This is a genomic window from Streptomyces camelliae (assembly GCF_027625935.1).
Taxonomy (GTDB): Bacteria; Actinomycetota; Actinomycetes; order Streptomycetales; family Streptomycetaceae; genus Streptomyces; species Streptomyces camelliae.
The window spans coordinates 7031390-7051684 of the sequence record NZ_CP115300.1; the positions used below are offsets into that span (position 1 = coordinate 7031390).

General features: G+C 72.2%; 19 protein-coding genes. 8 read left to right on the forward strand and 11 right to left on the reverse strand.

All coding sequences use genetic code 11. The features are described from left to right. Nucleotides 1-44 precede the first annotated feature (44 nt). From O1G22_RS32195 to O1G22_RS32205, 3 genes are all read right to left on the reverse strand, one after another. Nucleotides 45-1568 carry an LCP family protein gene (locus O1G22_RS32195; RefSeq protein ID WP_270084526.1) on the reverse strand — a complete coding sequence of 508 codons (1524 nt, stop codon included), beginning with the start codon at nucleotides 1566-1568 and terminating at the stop codon, nucleotides 45-47. 255 nt (nucleotides 1569-1823) lie between these two features. After that, entirely contained in the window at nucleotides 1824-2609 is a 786-nt protein-coding gene (locus O1G22_RS32200) for a hypothetical protein (protein WP_270084527.1), read from the reverse strand. Nucleotides 2610-2693: 84 nt separating this feature from the next. Next, nucleotides 2694-3665, reverse strand: coding sequence for a heavy metal transporter (locus O1G22_RS32205; protein WP_270084528.1), 972 nt, complete (start codon nucleotides 3663-3665; stop codon nucleotides 2694-2696). Between the two features lie 119 nt (nucleotides 3666-3784). On the opposite strand from O1G22_RS32205, the gene O1G22_RS32210 reads away from it, so the two are divergent. Beyond that, nucleotides 3785-5212 (forward strand): FtsW/RodA/SpoVE family cell cycle protein, encoded by a 1428-nt coding sequence (locus tag O1G22_RS32210; RefSeq protein WP_270084529.1) that lies wholly within the window; start codon nucleotides 3785-3787, stop codon nucleotides 5210-5212. A 267-nt stretch (nucleotides 5213-5479) separates the two neighbouring features. Here O1G22_RS32210 and O1G22_RS32215 read toward each other — a convergent pair whose 3' ends face one another. Next, a complete protein-coding gene (locus tag O1G22_RS32215) occupies nucleotides 5480-6589 on the reverse strand; it encodes a pyridoxal-phosphate-dependent aminotransferase family protein (protein WP_270084530.1) in 1110 nt (369 codons plus the stop codon). 142 nt (nucleotides 6590-6731) lie between these two features. Between O1G22_RS32215 and O1G22_RS32220 the strand changes: the two genes are divergently transcribed. The 5 genes from O1G22_RS32220 to O1G22_RS32240 all read left to right on the forward strand — a co-directional run bounded on the left by O1G22_RS32220 (nucleotide 6732) and on the right by O1G22_RS32240 (nucleotide 11357). Then, nucleotides 6732-7580 carry a transporter substrate-binding domain-containing protein gene (locus O1G22_RS32220; protein WP_225100803.1) on the forward strand — a complete coding sequence of 283 codons (849 nt, stop codon included), beginning with the start codon at nucleotides 6732-6734 and terminating at the stop codon, nucleotides 7578-7580. After that, a complete protein-coding gene (locus O1G22_RS32225) occupies nucleotides 7577-8410 on the forward strand; it encodes an amino acid ABC transporter permease (protein WP_270084531.1) in 834 nt (277 codons plus the stop codon). The genes O1G22_RS32220 and O1G22_RS32225 overlap by 4 nt, the downstream gene beginning before the upstream one ends. Further along, entirely contained in the window at nucleotides 8407-9201 is a 795-nt protein-coding gene (locus O1G22_RS32230; RefSeq protein WP_270084532.1) for an amino acid ABC transporter ATP-binding protein, read from the forward strand. The genes O1G22_RS32225 and O1G22_RS32230 overlap by 4 nt, the downstream gene beginning before the upstream one ends. Before the next feature lie 18 nt (nucleotides 9202-9219). Further along, nucleotides 9220-10311 carry an amidohydrolase family protein gene (locus tag O1G22_RS32235; RefSeq protein WP_270084533.1) on the forward strand — a complete coding sequence of 364 codons (1092 nt, stop codon included), beginning with the start codon at nucleotides 9220-9222 and terminating at the stop codon, nucleotides 10309-10311. 143 nt (nucleotides 10312-10454) lie between these two features. Then, a complete protein-coding gene (locus tag O1G22_RS32240) occupies nucleotides 10455-11357 on the forward strand; it encodes an SCO1860 family LAETG-anchored protein (protein ID WP_270084534.1) in 903 nt (300 codons plus the stop codon). A gap of 33 nt (nucleotides 11358-11390) precedes the next feature. Here the strand turns inward: O1G22_RS32240 and O1G22_RS32245 are convergent, their stop codons facing one another. Then, complete coding sequence (locus tag O1G22_RS32245; RefSeq protein ID WP_270084535.1) at nucleotides 11391-11990, reverse strand: NADPH-dependent FMN reductase; 600 nt, start codon at nucleotides 11988-11990, stop codon at nucleotides 11391-11393. A 113-nt stretch (nucleotides 11991-12103) separates the two neighbouring features. Between O1G22_RS32245 and O1G22_RS32250 the strand changes: the two genes are divergently transcribed. Beyond that, the gene (locus O1G22_RS32250) at nucleotides 12104-12964 is read left to right on the forward strand and encodes a helix-turn-helix domain-containing protein (protein WP_270084536.1); all 861 of its coding nucleotides are present in this window, start codon (nucleotides 12104-12106) and stop codon (nucleotides 12962-12964) included. Nucleotides 12965-13031: 67 nt separating this feature from the next. Here O1G22_RS32250 and cobC read toward each other — a convergent pair whose 3' ends face one another. The 6 genes from cobC to cobM are packed head-to-tail and all read right to left on the reverse strand — an operon-like array spanning nucleotide 13032 to nucleotide 19397. Beyond that, nucleotides 13032-14087, reverse strand: a complete 1056-nt coding sequence (gene cobC, locus O1G22_RS32255) for an Rv2231c family histidinol phosphate aminotransferase CobC (RefSeq protein ID WP_270084537.1) — start codon at nucleotides 14085-14087, stop codon at nucleotides 13032-13034. Continuing rightward, nucleotides 14077-15021, reverse strand: coding sequence for a sirohydrochlorin chelatase (locus O1G22_RS32260; protein ID WP_270084538.1), 945 nt, complete (start codon nucleotides 15019-15021; stop codon nucleotides 14077-14079). Before O1G22_RS32260 ends, cobC begins: the two co-directional genes overlap by 11 nt. Continuing rightward, a complete protein-coding gene (locus tag O1G22_RS32265; protein WP_270084539.1) occupies nucleotides 15018-15605 on the reverse strand; it encodes a precorrin-8X methylmutase in 588 nt (195 codons plus the stop codon). The genes O1G22_RS32260 and O1G22_RS32265 overlap by 4 nt, the downstream gene beginning before the upstream one ends. After that, entirely contained in the window at nucleotides 15602-17302 is a 1701-nt protein-coding gene (cobJ, locus tag O1G22_RS32270) for a precorrin-3B C(17)-methyltransferase (protein ID WP_270084540.1), read from the reverse strand. Before cobJ ends, O1G22_RS32265 begins: the two co-directional genes overlap by 4 nt. Continuing rightward, the gene (cbiE, locus tag O1G22_RS32275; protein ID WP_270084541.1) at nucleotides 17299-18534 is read right to left on the reverse strand and encodes a precorrin-6y C5,15-methyltransferase (decarboxylating) subunit CbiE; all 1236 of its coding nucleotides are present in this window, start codon (nucleotides 18532-18534) and stop codon (nucleotides 17299-17301) included. Before cbiE ends, cobJ begins: the two co-directional genes overlap by 4 nt. Then, the gene (gene cobM, locus O1G22_RS32280) at nucleotides 18531-19397 is read right to left on the reverse strand and encodes a precorrin-4 C(11)-methyltransferase (RefSeq protein ID WP_270084542.1); all 867 of its coding nucleotides are present in this window, start codon (nucleotides 19395-19397) and stop codon (nucleotides 18531-18533) included. The genes cbiE and cobM overlap by 4 nt, the downstream gene beginning before the upstream one ends. A gap of 117 nt (nucleotides 19398-19514) precedes the next feature. On the opposite strand from cobM, the gene O1G22_RS32285 reads away from it, so the two are divergent. Continuing rightward, on the forward strand, nucleotides 19515-20249 hold the full coding sequence (locus O1G22_RS32285; protein ID WP_270084543.1) for a ZIP family metal transporter: 735 nt from the start codon (nucleotides 19515-19517) through the stop codon (nucleotides 20247-20249). Nucleotides 20250-20295 lie beyond the last annotated feature (46 nt).

Genomic DNA, 20295 nt, shown 5'->3' on the forward strand with positions numbered 1-20295 from the left:
CTGCGCGGCGAGCACGCCGACGATGCCGCACGCTGCTCCCCCTCTCAGGTGTCGGAGTCGGGAATGCCGCGTGCCGCCGCGTATGCCTGGGTGGGCGTCATGGAGACACCATTGAGGCTGACCGTCTTGTAGGGGCTGACCTTGGCACAGGTCTTGGCCTGGTCGGCGGTGGAGGCATGGGCGCCTCCGACGGCGGCGTGGGTGTCGGCCGGCGCGGGCGAGGAGCTGCCGCCCGGGAAGCTTGTCCCGCTGGGCCAGTCGCTGCCGATCACCAGGGTCAGGCCCGTGCCGGTGCCCTGCTTCAGCTGCGAGGAGGGCAGGCCGAGCGCCTTGGCGACCGTCTGCGCCTCCCCCTTCTGGCCGGTGCCGTAGGTCAGCGTGGTCGTGGCGGAGCTCGGGGTGCCGTGGATGACCGTGGCGGAACCGAAGCCCTGGTCGGTCAGGGCCGTCGCGACGTCCGCGGCGCGGCCGGTCACCGTGGTGCCGTTCCCCACCGTCACCGCGATCTGGGAGGCGGGTACGGCCGAAGCGGTGGCCGTGGGTTCGGCGGTGGCCGAGGCCGCGTCGGCCTTCTTGCCCGAATCGGTCGTCAGCGACTGGTCGTTGGCGATGGTGGAGAACAGGGTCTTGGCGCCCGGGCCCACGACCACATGGTCCCTGTTGTTCGGATCGGGATCGGTCTGCATCGTCGTGAACGTCATACGCTTGGCAGGGACCTTGTCCACGTCCGACGCGAGCCCGATCAGTTTCCTCACCGATCCCAGGCCGTCGTCCACGGTCAGCGCCTTGGTGGCGGCGTCGGCGAGGCCATAGACCGCGGTGGGGTCGGTGAGGGTGCCGGCGCTCTTGAACTTGCGGATCAGCGAGCTGAGGAAAATGTGCTGCGTCGTCGTACGGCCCAGGTCGCTGCCGTCGCCGAAGCCGTGCCGGGAGCGGACGAACTCCAGCGCGCCCGAGCCCTTGAGGGTGTGGGTGCCCCTGGACAGCTTCAGATGCGAGTAGGTGTCGTAGACGTCGTCGCTGACGCAGACGTCGACGCCGCCGACCGCGTCCGACATCTGCACGACGCCGGAGAAGTCGAGCTTGACGAAATGGTCGATCGGGATGCCGGTGAGCTGATGGACGGTGGCCACCTGACAGGCAGGCCCGTACGACAAGGCACTGTTGATCTGGCCGTAGTAACCGGACGTGGACTGCCCGGAGACAGGGTCCTTGCAGGCGGGCACCTGGGTCATGGTGTCGCGCGGCACACTCATCACCGTGGCGTTGGAGCGGTCCGCCGATATGTGCACCACCATCTCCACGTCCGCGTTCCCGTTGCCGGACTGCACACCGGTCTTCGAACAGCCGCCGCCGAGCCTGCAGTCCTCCGCGCTGGTGCGGCCGTCCGAGCCGATCACCAGGATGTTGATCGGGGTGCGGCCGAAGGCGTCGGCCTTCTCGGTGCCGCCCTTGCCGTCCAGGGACACGCTGTGGATGTTGCCGTTCAGGTGCTGGTAGAACCACCAGCCGACACCGGCCGTACCGAGCACCAGGAGAGACAGGCAGATTCCGGCGATCTTCAGCATTCGCCTGCCGCGTCGCACCGGGCGGCCCCGGCCTGCTCGCCCTGCCCCGCGCGGGCCTGGCACCGGGGACGTACGACTGCGCGTCGCCCGACCACCTGGCCCGTTCCGCAGGTCGCTCATCTTCCACTCCCATGACCGGTCGGGCCCGCCAGGCGTAGTTGCGTAGTTGCGCAATCTAGCAAATTTAAGCTCGCTGTCGTCCCTGTCCGCCCGCTTCACGCCGGTGACCTTCAACTCCCCCCGCACGCACGAGACTTACTGCAGGACCCCGACCGCGCGCGAGATGATCAGCGCCAGGGTCAGCAGCGAGATCGTGGACTGCGTGGACATCAGCAGCTTCGCCCAGCGGGACAGCGGCATGGTGTCGGTGGGGCTGAAGGCCGTGGCGTTGGTGAGGGCCACATACAGGTAGTCCATGTACTGCGGCTCCCAGTCGTCGGGCGCGATGCCCTCCTGTTGCATCTGGGGGAAGAGGAAGTCCGGATGCTGGCGCGTGCCCAGGGCGCGGGTCACCGGGCCGCCTCGGTCCCACTCCCAGTACCAGAGGCTGAAGGCGATGACGTTGGTCAGCCAGATGCCGCCTCCCGTCGTCAGCAGGGCCGCGGCATTGGAGCCCTCGGTACCGTGCAGCAGGTCGCGCACCAGGACGACGGCCGACCAGCCGTTGGCCAGGCTGACCGCGCCGGCCAGCAGCAGGCCCAGCGCGCGCAGCGGGCGGGACCGGTACTCGATCCGTCGGTGGGGATGGGCCACCCACAGCGCCGCCATCATGGCCAACTCCAGGACGGGCAGCAGCCAGTGCGGGTGGATGCTGAAGCGTTCCGGCAGCGCCCACTGCACCCAGACGGCAACCAGCAGTGCCGCCATCACCGCCCAACGCTGCTCACCTCTGGTGCGCCGCTGCCACGCGGGACGCTCGGACTCGGATACCTGCTCGGCCGGAGCGAGCAGGCCCTCGATCCGCTCCAGACGGACATGCAGCAGCTCGGACCAGTGCTCGGGGCCCTGGCGCTGCGGAGGAGGGGTGTCATGGGTGGTCACGGGCACCATTCTCGCCAGACGTCTGCGATATTGCGCAAGTCTGCAAGCAATCTCTCTGGTTGGCCGTGGGCCTGCCGCAGTCCGTCAAGGTGCAGCGGCCACCGCGGGCCGGCTCACGTTCACAGCCACCGTCGAGGAGTTCGCCGACGCGGGCGAGATCTGCGTCCAGCCATGGTCCGAGGCGCCGCTGCTCCATCGACGGTTGTCGAACGTGACCGACGCGGCGTGCAACGCGTCGGCGTGACAGACCAGCCACAGGGCGAGGGACCAGCCCGTGGCCGTCTCGGTGACCGGGTAGCTGACGCTGCTGCCGGTCGCGGGGACGGCGGCCGGCACCCTGCCGAACTCACGTCGGACCGCTGCGGCGACACCACCGCCGTCGCCGCCCTCGTGTACGACGCCTGCCGTACCGCCGCCCCGACCCGCCCCGGCGTCGTCGGTACCGCTCCCTCCGCCGGCCTGGGCGGCATCCGCCCCGCTCTTGCTCGCTCCGCTGATCGTGCAGGTCAGCGCGGGCCCCTCCTGTCCCGTCAGCACGTCGGCCAGCGTCGCTGCCGTGGCCTCATGTGATGCGTAGGCCTCCGGGTAGCCACTGTGCTGGACATCCTGCGCGGCGACGGTGACCGGTAGGTCGACGTAGTCCGGCACCTTGACCAGTGCGTCGAAGAATTTGCCCGACGCGTAGACGGGGTCGCGGATCTGGGCGGGGCTGCCCCAGCCCTCGGACGGGCGCTGCTGGAACAGGCCGAGGGAATCCCGGTCCCCGTAGGAGAGATCGCGGAGTTTGGACTCCTGGATCGCGGTCGCGAGGGCGATGGTGACGGCCCGTTCCGGCAGACCGCGCGCGTGGGCCACGGCCGCGATGGTCGCGGCGTGGGACGCCTGGTCCAGATCGAGTGTGACGGTCGTACCGTCCGTGCCATGCGCCGTGCATGCGTCGGACGTCGCCGAGCGGATGAACCGAACGGCGAGATAACCCACGAGCGCGAGGACCACGCCCACCCCGATCACGACCGGCCACAGCCTGCGGCGCCCCCGCCTGCTCGCTGCCGCCACTGGCCCTCCTCTTACCTGCCGTCAGCTACAGTTCAGTTGCGTTGTTGCGCAACCATATAACTCTGCTGACTGGGGCCCGGAGCGGGGTCGCGGCGGCGGACCCGATCGAAGGGGATGGTATGACTGGTCGGCGGGGACCGGCACAACTGGCAGTGCGGCCAGGCCGGTCAGGACGCCTGAGCGACCGGAACCTGGAGTTGGTCCTGCTCCTCGGCGCCGTCCTCATCTGCGCTTACGGCTATGCCGAGACGGCCCTCGCCGTCAGCGGGAAGCTGCCGCCGAGTATGGCACTGACGTGCCTGGTCGTGGGCGTGTTGCCCGTGGTGTGCCATGTCGCCGTACGCCGGTTCGCGCCGCACGCCGATCCGCTGATCCTGCCCCTGGCCACCCTGCTCAGCGGTCTGGGCCTCGTCCTGATCCACCGTCTCGACATCGCCTACGGGACGCACTACCACCACTCGACGGCCGCGGCGTCGGGGCAGCTGACGTGGTGCGCCATCGCGGTGGCGGTGTTCGCCGGGGCGGTGGCGCTCCTCAAGGACCACCGCAGGCTTCAGCGTTATCCGTACGTCACGATCACCGTGGGGCTGGTCCTGCTGATGGCGCCGGCTTTCTACCCCGGTGACGTCTACGGCGCCAAGCGGTGGATCTTCATCGGCCCGCTGTCCTTCCAGCCCGGCGAGTTCGTGAAGATCGTCATCGTGGTCTTCTTCGCGGGATATCTGACGCTGCGCAGGGACGCCCTCGCGCTCGCCGGGCGGCGTCTCCTCGGCATGTATCTCCCGCGCGGGCGCCAGTTCGGCCCCGTGGCAGCCGTGTGGCTGCTCAGTCTGCTCGTCCTGGTCTTCGAGCGGGACCTCGGCACCTCGCTGATCTTCTTCGGCCTGTTCGTGATCATGCTGTACGTCGCCACCGAGCGCACCAGCTGGGTGGTGTTCGGCGTCGTCATGTTCGCCGTCGGCGCCTTCGTCGTCGGGTCCTTCGAACCGCACGTCCATGGCCGTGTCGTCGCCTGGCTGCACCCGATGGACATCTTCCTCCCGCCCGACAAGCGCCCGCCGGGGCTGATCTCGGACCAGGCCGCCCAGGCCCTGTTCAGCTTCGGTTCGGGCGGCATCCTCGGCACCGGCCTCGGCGAGGGCCATCCGGAACTCATCGGCTTCGCCGGGCGCAGCGACTTCATCCTCACCACAGTCGGCGAGGAACTCGGCCTGACCGGGGTCACGGTCGTCATCCTGCTCTACGCCCTGCTCGCCGAGCGCGGCCTGCGTACGGCCCTCACCGTCACCGACCCGTTCGGCAAGCTGCTTGCCGGCGGCCTGGCCTCGGCGCTCGTCCTCCAGGTCTTCGTGGTCGTGGGTGGTGTCACCGGGCTCATCCCGCTCACCGGCAAGGCGCTGCCCTTCCTCGCCCAGGGCGGCTCGTCCATGGTGGCCAACTGGCTGCTGGTCGCCGTCCTGATCAAGGTCAGCGACACCGCCCGCCGCCCGCCGCCGATGCCGGCCGCGGACGTCAGTGCCGCCGAGACCCAGTTCGTACGGCCGTGAGACCGCGTCCCTTCCGGTGAAAGCGAGGAGCCGCCGAGGTTCTTCGACGTGAGCGTTCTCGCCGGATTCCTGAAGCGCCAAGCGCTCCGCGGGAAGTGCCGCAATGGGCCGTCGGTCGTCTGCGGGCCCGTCGTGGCTGGGCGCTCCCCCAAGCTCTCAACTTCGTTCGAGCAGGGAGGTACCCCCATCGCGGCGGAGCCGCATATCGATACAGCCCCGCGCCCCTACGGGGCGCTGCCGAACCGCAGCCCACTTCGCCGGGACCGCTTAGCGGCCCTGGCCCCAGGCCTCGGCCGCGGCCCGTCGGGCGGCCTCCAGGTCCACGGTCAGGCCGTGCTCGGCGAGCGCGCTGCCCAGGGCGGCGAGCGACCCCTGGACCACACCCGGCGTCGCATCCGCCCCGTAGTGGTTGACCCGGACCATCTCCTTGGCCAGCGCGCCCCCGCCCGCGACCAGCGGCAGCGCCGGGTCGGTCGCCAGGGCCCCGGTCACCAGTTCCGAGGCCACCACGCCCGCCGGCACCCGCAGTGTCGTGGCGACCGGTGCCGCGTCCTTCTCCTCGTACACGTACGGCTCCAGCCCGCCGCCCAGCGCCACCGCGCCCGCCCGGGTGGCCAGCGCGGCGCTCCGGTGCCGGGCCATGACCGCCGCCAGGCCCGCCGACTCGATCCGCTCCAGGCACGCCTCAAGCGCCAGCATCTCCAGCTGGGCCGGAGCGTGCGGCAGCACCGCGCGGCCGGCGTCGATCCAGCGCTCCTTCCAGTCCAGCAGGGACAGGTAGGAGCGGCGCGGCGCGTTCGGGTTGGCCGCCATCCGGGCCCAGGCCCGCTCGCTCACCGAGATCGCCGACACACCCGCCGGGCCGCCCATGGCCTTCTGCGCCCCGATCACACACAGGTCCACGCCCCACGCGTCCGGGAGCACCGGCTCCGCGCCCACGGAGGCCACCGCGTCCAGGTAGAACAGCGCGCCGTGCCGCCGTACCACCTCGCCGATCTCCGCGACCGGGTTGGTGTTGCCGGTCGCCGCCTCCGCGTGGACGAGGGACACGAAGTCGGTCTCCGGGTGCTCGGCGAACGCCTCCTCGATCTGCTCGGCCGTCACCGCCGTGTGGAAGGGGACGGAGATGTCGTGCACGGTCGCGCCGGCGTCGCGCAGCCAGTTGCCGAAGGTCTGCCCGTAGGGGCCGGTGATCACGTTCAGGGCCACCGTGCCCGGCCCGGCCGCCGCGCGGATCGCGCCTTCGAGCGGGAGCAGCGCCTCACCCTGCGTGATCAGCACGTCCTGCCGGGTGTCCAGCAGCCGGGCCACCCCGTCCTCGATCGCGGCGAAACGCTCGGCACTCAGCGGGGGCAGATCGAGGAAGGGGTGGCTCACGGCGCTGCTTCTCTCTTCGTTCAGGGAGGTCGACTCCATCGATCTTAGGTGCAACGGCTCCGTAACCATGGGTTTGATTTGAGAGACTCAAACTCATCCTTATAATCGGAAGCCACAGTTCCCCCACAGAGAAGATCCCCCCATGAAAACGTTCCTCGGACACCGGACCCGCCTCCTGGCTGTCACCACCGCGACCGCCGGGCTGGTGCTCGTGGCCGCCGGCTGCTCCTCGAACGGCGGGGGGAGCGGTGCCACCGTCAAGGGGGTCCACGTCGTCAAGGCCGGCCAGCTGACCACCTGCACCCACCTGCCCTACCCGCCGTTCCAGTCCGAGATCAACGGCAAGGTGCAGGGCTTCGACGTCTCCCTGATCGACCTCGTCGCCAAGAACCTCGGCGTCACGCAGCAGATCGTCGACACCCCGTTCGAGAACTTCAAGACCGGCGCCTTCCTGAACTCCGGCCAGTGCGACCTGGCCGCCGCCGGCATGACGATCACGCCCGAGCGCAAGAAGAACGTCGACTTCTCCGACCCGTACTTCGAAGCCACCCAGGCCGTGCTCGTCGACAAGAGCAGTGGCATCACCTCGCTCGCCGACGTCAAGGCCAAGGGCAAGAAGCTCGGTGCCCAGGCGCAGACCACCGGCGAGGACTACGTCAAGGGCAAGGGCTTCGACCCGATCTCCTTCGACTCCTCCGACGCGGTCCTCAACGGCCTGCGCACCGGCCAGGTCCAGGCCGTCGTCATCGACTACCCGGTCGTCCAGGGCTGGCTGAAGGACAAGGCCAACGCCGGCAAGTTCAAGGTCGTCGACAACCTCAAGACCGGCGAGCAGTACGGCTTCACGGTCAAGAAGGGCAACACCGCCCTGCGCGAGGCCATCAACAAGGCCCTGAAGGACGCCAAGGCCGACGGCACCTACAAGAAGATCTACGAGCAGTGGATCGGCCCGTACGACGCCTCCGTCGCCTCCCCGGCCGCCACCTCATGACCGACACGGACGTACGACTCCAGCCGAAGAAGAAGGGGCTGACGCAGCGTCAGAAGCGCCGTCTGTCCCGGGGCATCCAGTACGTCGTCTTCGTCGCCGCCGTGATCGCCTTCGCGGTCACGGCGGACTGGGGCCGACTGCAGAACCAGTTCGCGCAGGGCAGCATCGCCAAGCAGATGTGGCCTGACGTGATCACGCTGGCGCTGAAGAACACCGTCCTGTTCACGGTGTCCGGCTTCGTTCTCGGACTTGCGCTCGGCCTGGTCATCGCGCTGATGCGGCTGTCCTCCGTGGGCCCGTACCGCTGGCTGGCGAGCGTCTACATCGAGATCTTCCGGGGGCTGCCCGCCCTGCTGATCTTCGTCTTCATCGCGGTGGCCGTCCCGCTGGCCTTCCCGGGCACGGAGATCCCCGGCGGCACCTACGGCAAGGGCGCCCTGGGCCTCGGACTCATCGGTGCCGCCTACATGGCGGAGACGTTCCGTGCCGGCATCCAGGCTGTGCCCAAGGGGCAGATGGAGGCGGCCCGTTCGCTGGGCTTCTCGCCGGCCAAGGCCATGATCTCCATCATCATCCCGCAGGCGTTCCGGATCATTCTTCCGCCGCTCACCAACGAGCTGATCATGCTCTTCAAGGACTCCTCCCTGGTGCTGCTGCTCGGTGTGACCCTGGAGGAGCGCGAACTCTCCAAGTTCGGCCGGGACCTGGCCAGTACGACCGCCAACTCCACGCCGATCCTGGTCGCGGGCCTGTGCTACCTGCTGGTCACCATCCCGCTCGGCTTCGTCGCCCGTCGCCTGGAGGCCAAAGCCCAGAAGGAGATCAAGTGACCCGCCGCGAGATCCATGTCCGGGACCTGCACAAGTCCTTCGGCGACAACCAGGTGCTCAAGGGCATCGACCTGGAGATCGGCCAGGGCGAGGTCGTCTGCGTCATCGGCCCCTCCGGCTCCGGCAAGTCGACCCTGCTGCGTTGCGTGAACCTCCTGGAGGAGCCCACCAAGGGCCAGGTCTTCGTCGGCGGCACCGAGATCACCGACCCCGACGTCGACATCGACGCCGTACGCCGTCGTATCGGCATGGTCTTCCAGCAGTTCAACCTCTTCCCGCACCTCAGCGTCACCGAGAACCTCACGCTCCCGCAGCGCCGGGTCCTCGGCCGGGACAAGGCGAGCGCCGCGAGCATCGCCGCCGAGAACCTGGCCCGCGTCGGCCTCGCCGAGAAGGCGGAGGCGTACCCCTCCTCCCTCTCCGGCGGCCAGCAGCAGCGCGTGGCCATCGCCCGGGCGCTGGCGATGGGCCCGGAGGTGATGCTCTTCGACGAGCCGACCTCCGCGCTCGACCCGGAGCTGGTCGGGGACGTCCTCGCGGTGATGCGCAGGCTCGCCCAGGAGGGCATGACCATGATGGTCGTCACGCACGAGATGACCTTCGCCCGCGAGGTCGCCGACCGGGTCGTCTTCATGGACGGCGGCGTGATCGTGGAGGAGGGCAGCCCCGAACAGGTCATCGGCAGTCCACGGCACGAGCGCACCCGGCACTTCCTCTCCCGGCTGCTGGACCCGGCGATGGCCGAGGTCGAGGAGGAGACCTCCGACCAGGTGGGCGGGTCCGAGCAGTAGCTCATTAAGGTGCAGTACATGAGCGATGGTGCCGTGCTGCACGTGAAGGGGCGGGTCCTCGTCGGGCCCGAGGACGTCCGCGACGAGCTGTGGGTGGTCGGGGGCCGGGTGTCGTACGACCGCCCCGCCGGCGCCCGGGACGTCACCACTGTCGAGGGCTGGGCGCTGCCCGGCCTGGTCGACGCGCACTGCCATGTGGGCCTCGACGCGCACGGCCCGGTCGACGCGGACACCGCCGAGAAGCAGGCGCTCACCGACCGGGAGGCGGGCGCCCTGCTGCTGCGGGACGCCGGCTCGCCCTCCGACACCCGCTGGATCGACGACCGCGCCGACCTGCCGAAGATCATCCGGGCCGGCCGGCACATCGCCCGCACCCGCCGCTACATCCGCAACTACGCCTGGGAGATCGAACCGGAGGACCTGGTCGCCTATGTCGCCCAGGAGGCGAAGCGCGGCGACGGCTGGGTCAAGCTCGTCGGCGACTGGATCGACCGCGACCTCGGCGACCTGTCCGCCTGCTGGCCCCGTGAGGCCGTCGAGGCGGGGATCGCGGAAGCCCACCGGCTCGGCGCCCGCGTCACCGCGCACTGCTTCGCGACCGACTCCCTGCGCGACCTGGTCGAGTCGGGCATCGACTGCATCGAGCACGCCACGGGTCTCACGGAGGACCTGATCCCGCTCTTCGCCGAACGGGGCGTCGCGATCGTCCCCACCCTCGTCAACATCGCCACCTTCCCGCGGCTCGCGGACGGTGGCGAGAGCAAGTTCCCGCGCTGGTCCGCGCACATGCGCCGGCTGCACGAGCGCCGCTACGACACCGTGCGCGGTGCCTACGACGCCGGGATCCCGGTCTACGTCGGCACGGACGCCGGCGGCTCACTGGCCCACGGCCTGGTCGGCGCCGAGGTGGCCGAGCTGGTCACCGCCGGCATCCCGCCCGTGGCCGCCCTGTCCGCGACGACCTGGGGCGCCCGCGCCTGGCTCGGCCGCCCCGGTCTGGAGGAGGGCGCACCGGCCGACCTGGTGGTGTACGAGACCGACCCGCGCGCGGACGTACGGGTGCTGGCGGCACCGCGCCGGGTGGTGCTGAACGGGATCGTCGTCGGGTAAGGGAACGCCCGTGCCCGGCGATTCGAATCAGTGTGTGGAAAATCCACGTTTGAGTGAAGTAACCCGGGATCGCTGACCGTTCACCCACACCGCGTACAAGGTTGACGGGTCCCAAGCAGGTTCCTTCTGGGGGTCCCACCACCTTGAACAGCAACGACTTCCGCATGCCCGCGCGCAGACTCGCCGCCCTGGCGACGGTCACCGCCCTCACCGCAGTCCCCGTGGTCCTGGGAGCGGGCGCCGCGCACGCGACCGGTGACCACGGCCGCGCGACCGCAGTGGTGCTCCGCACCGGTCTCGACGTGTCCCTGCTCAACAAGACCGTCGACGTCCCGCTCGCGGTCTCCCTCAACGAGGTCCAGGCACCGCAGAGCGCCGACCGGACCGCCCTGTCCGCGCGGCTCGACGGCGTGGCCGGCGGCAGACCGTTCACCGTCCTCGGCGCGGACGTCGCCTCGGCGAAGGCCACGGTGACCGCGCGGCGCGCCGAGGGCTCGGTCCGGCTCGCCCACGCCCGACTGCACGTCCCCGGCCTGCCCCTGCTGTCCCTGATCGAGGCCGACACGATCACCGCCGACGCCACCTGCGAGGCCGGCAGGGCACCGGTCGCCGCCGCGAACGTCCTCGGCGCCGTCACCGTCCTCGGCAAGCGCGTCACGCTCACCGCCGGCGGCCCGACCGAGGTGAAGGTGCCCGGCGTCGGCGAGGTCCGCCTCGACCTGTCCCGGCGGAGCACCACGACCCGTACGGCGGCCGCCACCGCCCTCGAACTCAAGGTCTCCGTCAACCCGTTGAAGCTCAACGTGGCCGATGTCGAGGGCACGGTCACCCTGGCCCGCGCCACCTGCGAGTCCCCGGCGTCCGCGCCCGCCGGCGACCCGGCGCAGAGCCACGACCCGGTCGCCGACGTCAAGGCGCAGGGATCCCGCGCCGACCTCGCGGAGACCGGCGGCAGCTCGGCGACTCCGTACATCGCGGGCGGTGCCCTGGCGCTGGTGCTGGCCGGCGGGGGAGCGGTGACGGTGGCCCGGCGCCGCAAGGGCTGACGGCACGGCCTTCTGCCGCTCCCTGCCCAGCCCTCACGCCGGGTAGGGAGCGGTCTCCCGGCCCGCCCGCAGCGTCGCCGCCCACCAGGACAGCTGGTCGAGCAGGGTCTTCGCGAAACCGGCGGCCGTCTCGTCCAGGGGGCGGCCGTCCTGCCAGGCGGTGAAGTAGTTCGGGAAGGCGAGCCCGTCCCGGATGGTCACCGCGTGCAGCTCCGTCAGCACGTTCTCCAGGTGCAGCACCGCGTGCCGGCCGCCGGCCGCGCCGCCGTAGCTGACGAAGGCGACCGGCTTCGCCGTCCACTGGGTGAAGTGCCAGTCGATCGCGGCCTTCAGGGAGGCGGGGTAGCTGTGGTTGTACTCGGGCGTGACGACGATGAACGCGTCGGCCTCGGCCAGCGCCGACGTCAGCCGGGCCATCCCGGCCGGCCGCGGGTAGGCGTCCCCCGCGAACTTCGGCGACTCGGCCGGCAGCGCCAACGGGATGTCGATGTCGGCCAGATCGACCACGTCGACCTCGAACCCCCCGTGCGTGCGGGCCTGTTCCGCCACCCACGACCCGACGACCGGCCCGAACCGGCCCTCCCGAACGCTTCCGACGATGATCAGCAGCTTGTGCGTGTTCGTGTTCTCCATGCCCACCACGATCGGGCGCCCGGCACCGCACAGCCAGGCCGTGCCCAGGCTGGCCCCCGCAGGGCCACGCTGAGCCCTCGGCGACGGTCACAGGGGCGACCTATCCTCCCCTCATGGGTACACCACTGGGGGACTTCGTCCGGGCCAAGCGGGACAGCATCCAGCCGCAGACACTGGGACTGCCGGAGCGCGGCCGCCGCCGCTCACCGGGGCTGCGCCGGCTCGACCTGGCCGCACGCGCCGGCATCAGCGTCGAGTACCTGACCCGCATCGAACAGGGCCGCGACCGCAACCCCTCGGTGTCCGTGCTCAACTGCCTCGCCGACGCGCTCAGTCTGGACGCGGCCGAGCGCGGTCATCTGCGCTACCTCGCGAAGATCACCGGCGGCGCCTGCCCCAGCCACACCCGGCCGGCCCCGCCCCGCCGGGACGTCCGCCCCGCCCTGCTCGACACGCTCCGCCTGCTGGAACCGGGCATCGCCGTCGTGACCAACCGCCTCGGCGACATCCTCGCCCGCACCAGCGGCTACGAGCTGCTGACGGACGGCACCGGACTCCTCGACAGCGACACCCCGAACCTCACCCGGTACGTCTTCACCGACCCGCGCGCCCGCACCTTCTTCACCGACTGGTCCGAGGTCGCCGACGAGCAGGCCTTCGACCTGTGGCTCGGCCCGTCCATCGAGAACGCGGAGTGGCTCAGCACGGAACTGGCCCCGGTGGCGGGCCCGGAGTTCACGCGCCGCCTGAACCTGCACGTGGTGCCGCAGCGCGGGGTGCTGCGCCTGAACCACCCGTCGGGACACGAACTCCGGCTCACTCGCGAGACGCTGGACGTCACGGCGGACGCCCAGCAGCTTGTCGTGTACCTTCCGGCGGACGAGCGGACGGCCGAGGCGATCGCCGAACTCCGGGGGTACGGGCGCGGCGAACGCGGGGCGCGCGCGAGGGGTGGGCTCAGGGCGATCTCCTGACGGAACCTCTCAGCCGACAGTTTCGGGTGGAGGGCGGGCGAGGCGGGGTCCAGGGGCGGAGCCCCAGCTACGGCAGCGCGACGGACAGTGCCGAAAGGAACCCGTTCACCGTGCCCCGGTCCCGCACAGCCACCCGTACCCATTCCTCGCCGAGCCCCGGAAACGTGTCACCCCGGCGCACGGCGTAGCCGAGCTCACGCAACCGGCGTCGTACCCCGGCCGCCCCCGGCATCCGGACCAGCACGAACGACCCCTCCGCCGGACCGGCCACCGAGACACCCCGGTCGGCGAAAGCGGAGAGCCCCGCCACCAGATGCGCCCGGTCCGCCGCGATCCGGTGCGCCGCATGCCCCGCCTCCGCCAGCGCCCGGGGCGTCATACACGCCTCGGTCGCGGCCAGCGCCGGCGTGGACACCGGCCACAGCGGCTGGGCCTGCTCCAGCGACCCGATGGTCTCCGGCGCGGCCAGCACATACCCGATCCGCAGCCCGGCCAGCCCCCAGGTCTTGGTCAGGCTGCGCAGCACCACCAGACCCGGTACGTCGGTCCGCCCGGCCAGCGTCTCCCGCTCGCCCGGCACCGCGTCCATGAACGCCTCGTCCACCACCAGCGTCCGCCCATGACGGGCGAGCCGGGTGATCGTGTCCGCCGGATGCAGGACCGACGTGGGGTTGGTCGGGTTCCCGATCACCACGAGGTCGGCCTCCTCCGGCACCGCCGCCGGATCCAGCCGGAACCCGTCCGCCTCCCGCAGCAGCACCCGGTCCACGGTGTGCCCCGCGTCCCGCAGCGCGGCCTCCGGCTCGGTGAACTGCGGGTGCACGACGACGGGTTGCCGTACCTTCAGCGCGCGCGCCAGCAGCACGAACGCCTCCGCCGCCCCGGCCGTCAGCAGCACCCGCTCCACCGGCAGGCCGTGCCGCGCCGCCACCGCCGCCCGCGCGGCCCGCCCGTCCGGGTAGGCCGCGAGCGAGCCCAGCGACTCGGCGATGCGTTCCCGCAGCCACGCCGGGGGAGTGTCCGCGCGGACGTTGACGGCGAGGTCCACCAGCGCCGAGCCGTCGTCACGGACCTCGGCGTCGCCGTGATGCCGCAGATCGTGCCTGCTGTCCTCAGTGTGCATGGCTGTGCGTGTGCCCCCCGTGATGGTGCTGCCCGTGCCCGTGTCCATGGCCGTGGTGCCCGTCGTCGTCCGGGTGGAAGTGCGGCTGTTGCGGCAGACCCACCTTGTCCTCGAAGCCCGGCAGCGCGATCCGGTACACGCACGAGTCGCAGTTCATCCGCAGATCGCCCTCGACCGCCTCCGCGTACCGCTCCATCACCAGGTCCAGCAGCTCCGGCTCGGGCCCGATGACCTCGGCGGAGCGCACCTCGACCTCCGGGTGCGCGGCCGCCCAGCCCTCGGTCTGCTGCCGCACCCGGTCCGGCAGGATCCCGGTGAACAGGAAGTAGGGGAGTACGACGATCCGCTTCGCCCCCAGCCGCACGCACCGGTCCAGCCCGCTCGGCACGTCCGGCGCCGCCAGCGACACGAACGCCGTCTCCACACCGGCGTACCCGCGCCCCTCCCACAGCAGCCGGGCCGCCTTGTACACCTCGGCGTTGGCGTCCGGGTCGGTCGAGCCGCGCCCGACCAGCAGCACGGTCACGTCCGACCGGTCCTCGGGGCTCCGCCCGGAGGAGCCCAGCGCCTCGTCCAGCCGCCGCTCCAGCACGCCCAGCAGCGCCGGGTGCGGGCCCAGCGGACGGCCGTAGGCGTACGAGATCCCCGGGTGCCGTTCCTTCTCGCGGGCCAGCGCGGCCGGGATGTCACCCTTGGCGTGCCCGGCGGACACCAGCATCAGCGGCACCGCCGCGAACCGTCGTACACCCCGCTCGACCAGCTCGGCGACGGCCTCGCCGAGCGGCGGCGGGGACAGCTCGATGAAGCCGCCCGCGACGGGCAGTTCGGGGTGGCGGCGGCCCAGCTCCCGGACGAAGTCGCGGAACGCCTCGGCTCCGGCCTCGTCCCGGGTGCCGTGACCGGCGATGAGCAGGGCGGGCGGCGGGGTGGTCACGGGGTCTCCTCGGATGAAGTGGGGTGGTACAGCAGGGCGTTGAGCGCGGCGGCGGCCACCGCCGACCCGCCCTTCTCGGACACGTTGCTCACGGCGGGCAGCCCGCTCTCGCGGAGCGCGGCCTTGGACTCGACGGCCCCGACGAAGCCGACGGGCAGGCCGATGACGAGCGCGGGGGAGGCGTCCAGGGTGAGCAGCTCCTCCAGGGCGGTCGGCGCGTTGCCGATCACCCAGAGGGCACCCGGGCCGACCTGCTCGTAGGCGAGCCGGATCGCGTGCGCCGAACGCGTCAGGCCGGGGCCCGCCTCGGCGTCCTTCAGCCGGCAGACGGTCTCGCGCCGGGTGATCCCGGCGCCCACCATCTCGACGTCGACGACGACCGGCGCCCCGGCGTGCAGCGCCGCATGGGCCTTCGCCAGGTCGCCCTCGTCCATGACGAGGTCGCCGGCGTAGTCGAGGTCGGCGGCGGAGTGGATGACCCGCTCCACCACCGCCCTCGTCAGCGGCGGGAAGTGCGAGGTGTCCAGCCGGGCGCGCAACCGCCGGTAGGACTCCTGCTCGATCGGGTGGACGACACGGTTCACCGGGCCTCCTCCTGCGCTGCCTGCCAGCGGTAGCCGCGCGGGGTCACCATGCGCCCCGCGATGTTCCGGGTCGCGGTGTTGCCCACCGTCACGACCGTCATCATGTCGACCGTCGCCGGGTCGAGCGCGCCGAGGGTGGTCACCCGGCTCGACTCGTCCGGCCGGGACGCGTTGCGTACGACACCGACGGGCGTCGTCGGCTCCCGGTGCCCGGCGAGGATCGCGAGCGCCTTGGGCAGCTGCCAGTCGCGGCCCCGCGAACGCGGGTTGTAGAACGTCACGACGAGGTCCGCCTCGGCCGCCGCCCGCACCCGCCGCTCGATGACCTCCCACGGCGTGTGCAGGTCGGACAGGCTGATGGACACATGGTCGTGGCCCAGCGGCGCACCCAGGATCGCCCCGGCGGCCAGCGCGGCCGTCACCCCGGGCACCCCGACCACGTCGATGTCGTCGGACGCCTCGGCCAGCGCCGGGGACGCCATCGCGTACACGCCCGCGTCCCCGCTGCCGATCAGTGCCACCGCGTGCCCCTTGCGGGCCTCCGCGACCGCCGTACGGGCCCGCTCCTCCTCGGCGCCGAGCCCGGACTCCAGCACCCGCGTGCCCGGCCGCAGCAGATCGCGGATCTGGTCGACGTACTGGTCGAGGCCCACCAGCACGGAAGCGCGCCGGAGTTCGGCCGTGGCACGCGGGGTGAGCAGGTCCCGGGCGCCGGGTCCGAGCCCGACCACCGCGAGCCGCCCGCGCGCCGGACGCCGTACCACGGCACAGGTCGCCATGGCGGGCCGGCCGTCAGCGCGTACGGACTTCCGCTTCGGTACGAGGAGTTCGCCGCCCCGGACCAGGGCGGCGGCCTCCGCCACGGACGGCGTGCCGACGGCCGCGAGCGGCGCGTCCGACGGGTTGGGCACCTCGACGGCCGCCAGCTCCTCGGCGGAGTACGTCACCAGGGGCACCCCCAGCCGCTCGGCGGCCGCCACGATGCCCGGCTCCTCCGACTTGGCGTCCACGGTGGCCAGTTCGGCGACGGACGTGACCGAGAGACCCGCCTGCGCGAGTGTCTCCTCGACCAGCCCGAGCACCTCCTGCGCCGGCGCCCCCTGGGACGCGCCCACCCCGACCACCAGCGACGGCGGCCGGAGCAGCACCTCACGCTCGCCGGGCTCGACGGCCCGGTCCGTCAGCCGGATCGTGTACGGGCCCTGCGCCGACGTCGGCAGCGCCGGCAGCGGCCAGGTCAACTCGGCCTGCAGGGCGACCGGTTCGCCGTCCAGCAGCGCGCGCGAGACCGCGGCCACCGCACCCTCGTACGGCAGCCCGAGCGTGTCCAGCCCCGGCAGCCCGACGGAGTCCGTCGCGGTCGTCACCACGGGCTCCGCCCCCAGCAACTCGCCCACCTCGCGGGCGAGTTCGTTGGCGCCGCCGCCGTGTCCGCCGACCAGCGACACGGCGTACCGGCCGCCCTCGTCCACGCACACCACACCCGGGTCCGCCGTCTTGTCGCCGAGCAGCGGCGCGAGCAGTCGTACGGTCGCTCCCGTCGCCAGGAAGCACACCAGCTGCTCGCACTCCGCGAACGCGGCCCGCACCGCCTCCCCGACGGGACCCTCGTACACCCGCGTCCGCGACGGCCACGCCGCGGCCAGCCGGTCGCGCGCCGCCGCCCCCGCCGCGGTGGCGGAAATCAGGCCGATCACTGAGGAACTCCTTCACTAGACGCCAGAAATCTCTCGCCCCAGAGCAGAAACACAGGATTGGTCGCCGCGAGCCGGGTCACATTCCCCGGCAGCGGCGCCAGCCGCGAGGACTGGAGCAGCACCCCGCCACAGGCGAACCCGGCCGCCACGAGCGCCTCGCGCGCCGCAGGCACCCGGTCCAGGGCCGCCATCGCGACGACGACCGCCCGCCGCGCCCGCCGCGCGCACGCGCCGACGATGTCGGGAAGATCACGCCCGCCGCCGCCGATGAACACGGCGTCGGGGGTGTCCAGTCCGGCCAGCGCGTCCGGTGCCGCCCCGTGCACCACGTCCACCTCGACGCCGTGCGCGGCCGCGTTGGCGCGGATCAGCCCGACCCCCTCGCCGGTCTTCTCGACGGCGACGACGGCAGCGCCGAGCCGCGCGCACTCCACCGCCACCGAGCCCGACCCGGCGCCGACATCCCACACCAGGTCGCCGAGCCGGGGCCCGAGCCGGGCCAGGGCCAGCGCACGCACCTCGAACTTGGTGATCATCGAGTCCCGGTGTGCGATCTCGTACTCCTCCAGCGCCCACCGGCCGGGCTGCTCCGGCACCCCGGCGACCGTACGCACCGCGCCGAGCGCCCGCGCCTCGTCCAGGCACAGCACCACGCTCACCGCCGTACCCCAGTCCCGGGCCGCCGCCTCGGCGGGCGTCACCCGCTCCACGCGCTCGTGCGCCGGATCGCCGAGCGCGCTCGCCACGACCAGCACCCGGTCGCACCCGGTGAGCGCGGCGCCCAGCTCGGCGGGCCCGGCCCCCGGCCCGGTGAGGACGGCCACCTTGGGCCGGGCCCGGCAGACGTTCACGGCTGTGCGCAGCTCCCGCCCGTGCGCGCTGACCACGACCGCGTCGTCCCAGGGCAGCCCGAGCCGCGCGAACGCCGTCGCCACGGACGACACCCCGGGCCGCACGTCCAGCAGCCCGGCCCCGAACCGCTCGGCCAGCGCCCGCACGATCCCGAAGAACCCGGGGTCCCCGGAGGCCAGCACGAGCACCGGGAGCTCTTTCGCCACGTACCCGGCGATCGTGTCCAGCGCGGGCGCCAGCGGCCCGAGGACGATCCGCTCGGCCGCCTCGGGCAGCCGCACGGCGTCCAGGTGCCGCCGCCCGCCGACGACGAGCGCGGCCCCCGCCACGACGTCCTCGGGAACCGGCGCCCCGGTCCCCGCGCCGACGACCGTGATCAACTGCTCGCTCCCCGCTCGCGCAGGGCCCGCCGGGCCTCCGGGTCGGCCTTGCGGTAGCCGTGGAAGTGCCCCGGGTGGTACAGGTGCGACCGCGTCCCGTGCGCGTCCAGCGCCGGGCCGACCAGGAAGAGCGTGTGCTTCCAGAGCCTGTGCTCCTTGACCGTCTCCTCCAGCGTGCTGATCGTGCACTTCACGAGCAGCTCCTCCGGCCAGGTCGCCTGGTAGGCGATGACCACGGGGGTGTCCGTCGGGTAGCCGCCCTCCAGCAGCTCGCGCACCAGCTGCCCGCTGCGCGCCGCCGACAGGAAGATCGCCATCGTCGTACCGTGCCGGGCGAACTCCCGTACCTCCTCGCCGGGCGGCATCGGCGTCTTGCCGCCGCCCAGCCGGGTGAGGACGACGGACTGCGCGACCTCGGGGATGGTCAGCTCGCGCTGCGCGAGCGCGGCCACGGCCGAGAACGCCGACACACCGGGGACGACCTCGGTCGCGATCCCGATCTCGGCGCACCGGTCCAGCTGCTCCTGCGTGCCGCCCCACAGCGCCGGGTCGCCGGAGTGGATCCGGGCCACCTTCAGACCCTCGGCGCGGGCGCGCCGGTAGACGGCGACGACGTCCTCCAGGGACATGGTCGCCGAGTCCAGGATCTCCGCGTCCGCTCGCGCGTGCTCCAGCACCTCCGCCTGGACCAGGCTGGCCGCCCAGATCACCACGTCCGCGTCGGCGATCGCGCGCGCGGCGCGGAACGTCAGCAGATCGGCGGCGCCGGGGCCGGCACCGACGAACGTCACCTTGCCGGCGGGGGCGTCGCCCCTGGCATCGGCAGTGGCGTCGCCCTTGGCATCGGCAGTGGCATCGGCCATGGGAAAGGTCCTCTCGTACGGAAAACACACTGCGGGAGCAGCGAAATGTCAGGGTGTAGGGGGATATGGGAGGTGCCGGATGTGCGCGAAGGTGCCTCCATCGGATAGCAAGGGCCTATGGCGGTCTTCGTCGCGCTCGGCGCGTTCCTGATGACGCTGGCCGGCGGCTGGACGGCACAGCGGGTGACCGACCGTCGGCATCTGGTCCTGGGCCTGGCCGGCGGTCTGATGCTGGGCGTGGTCGGCCTGGACCTGCTGCCGGAGGCGCTGCACGCCGCCGACCGCGAGATCTTCGGCGTACCCGCCGCCCTGCTGCTCTTCGTGGCCGGCTTCCTGCTGGCCCATCTGGTCGAACGCACCCTGGCCGCCCGGCAGGCCCCGCACGGCGGAGCCGAGGGGCACCGGCACCGGGCGCCCGAGGTGGGCCTGGCGGCGGCCGGCGCGATGGTGGGGCACAGCGCCATGGACGGCGTGGCGATCGGCGCCGCCTTCCAGGTGGGCGGCGGCATGGGCGCGGCCGTCGCGCTCGCCGTGATCGCGCACGACTTCGCCGACGGCTTCAACACCTTCACCATCACCAGCCTGTACGGCAACGCCCGCCGCCGGGCCATCGGGATGCTGGTGGCCGACGCCTGCGCACCGGTGCTGGGCGCGCTGTCGACGGTCTTCTTCCACATCCCCGAACCGCTGCTCGGCGGCTATCTGGGCCTCTTCGGCGGCGCGCTGCTCTATCTCGCCGCCGCCGAGATCCTGCCCGAGGCCCACCACGAGCACCCCGCGCGCTCCACCCTGCTGTGCACGGTGGCGGGCGCGGCCTTCATCTGGCTGGTGGTCGGCATCTCCGGCGGCTGATCCGACGGGACCGCGCACCCCGAGGGAGCGAGTCACCCCGAGGGAG

Bases quoted from the DNA above. Each gene is read 5' to 3' on its own strand.
- O1G22_RS32195 (WP_270084526.1), bottom strand. From the start codon at position 1,568: ATGCTGAAGATCGCCGGAATCTGCCTGTCTCTCCTGGTGCTCGGTACG.
- O1G22_RS32210 (WP_270084529.1), top strand. From the start codon at position 3,785: ATGACTGGTCGGCGGGGACCGGCACAACTGGCAGTGCGGCCAGGCCGG.
- O1G22_RS32220 (WP_225100803.1), top strand. From the start codon at position 6,732: ATGAAAACGTTCCTCGGACACCGGACCCGCCTCCTGGCTGTCACCACC.
- O1G22_RS32225 (WP_270084531.1), top strand. From the start codon at position 7,577: ATGACCGACACGGACGTACGACTCCAGCCGAAGAAGAAGGGGCTGACG.
- O1G22_RS32235 (WP_270084533.1), top strand. From the start codon at position 9,220: ATGAGCGATGGTGCCGTGCTGCACGTGAAGGGGCGGGTCCTCGTCGGG.
- O1G22_RS32245 (WP_270084535.1), bottom strand. From the start codon at position 11,990: ATGGAGAACACGAACACGCACAAGCTGCTGATCATCGTCGGAAGCGTT.
- O1G22_RS32250 (WP_270084536.1), top strand. From the start codon at position 12,104: ATGGGTACACCACTGGGGGACTTCGTCCGGGCCAAGCGGGACAGCATC.
- cobC (WP_270084537.1), bottom strand. From the start codon at position 14,087: ATGCACACTGAGGACAGCAGGCACGATCTGCGGCATCACGGCGACGCC.
- cobM (WP_270084542.1), bottom strand. From the start codon at position 19,397: ATGGCCGATGCCACTGCCGATGCCAAGGGCGACGCCACTGCCGATGCC.
- O1G22_RS32285 (WP_270084543.1), top strand. From the start codon at position 19,515: ATGGCGGTCTTCGTCGCGCTCGGCGCGTTCCTGATGACGCTGGCCGGC.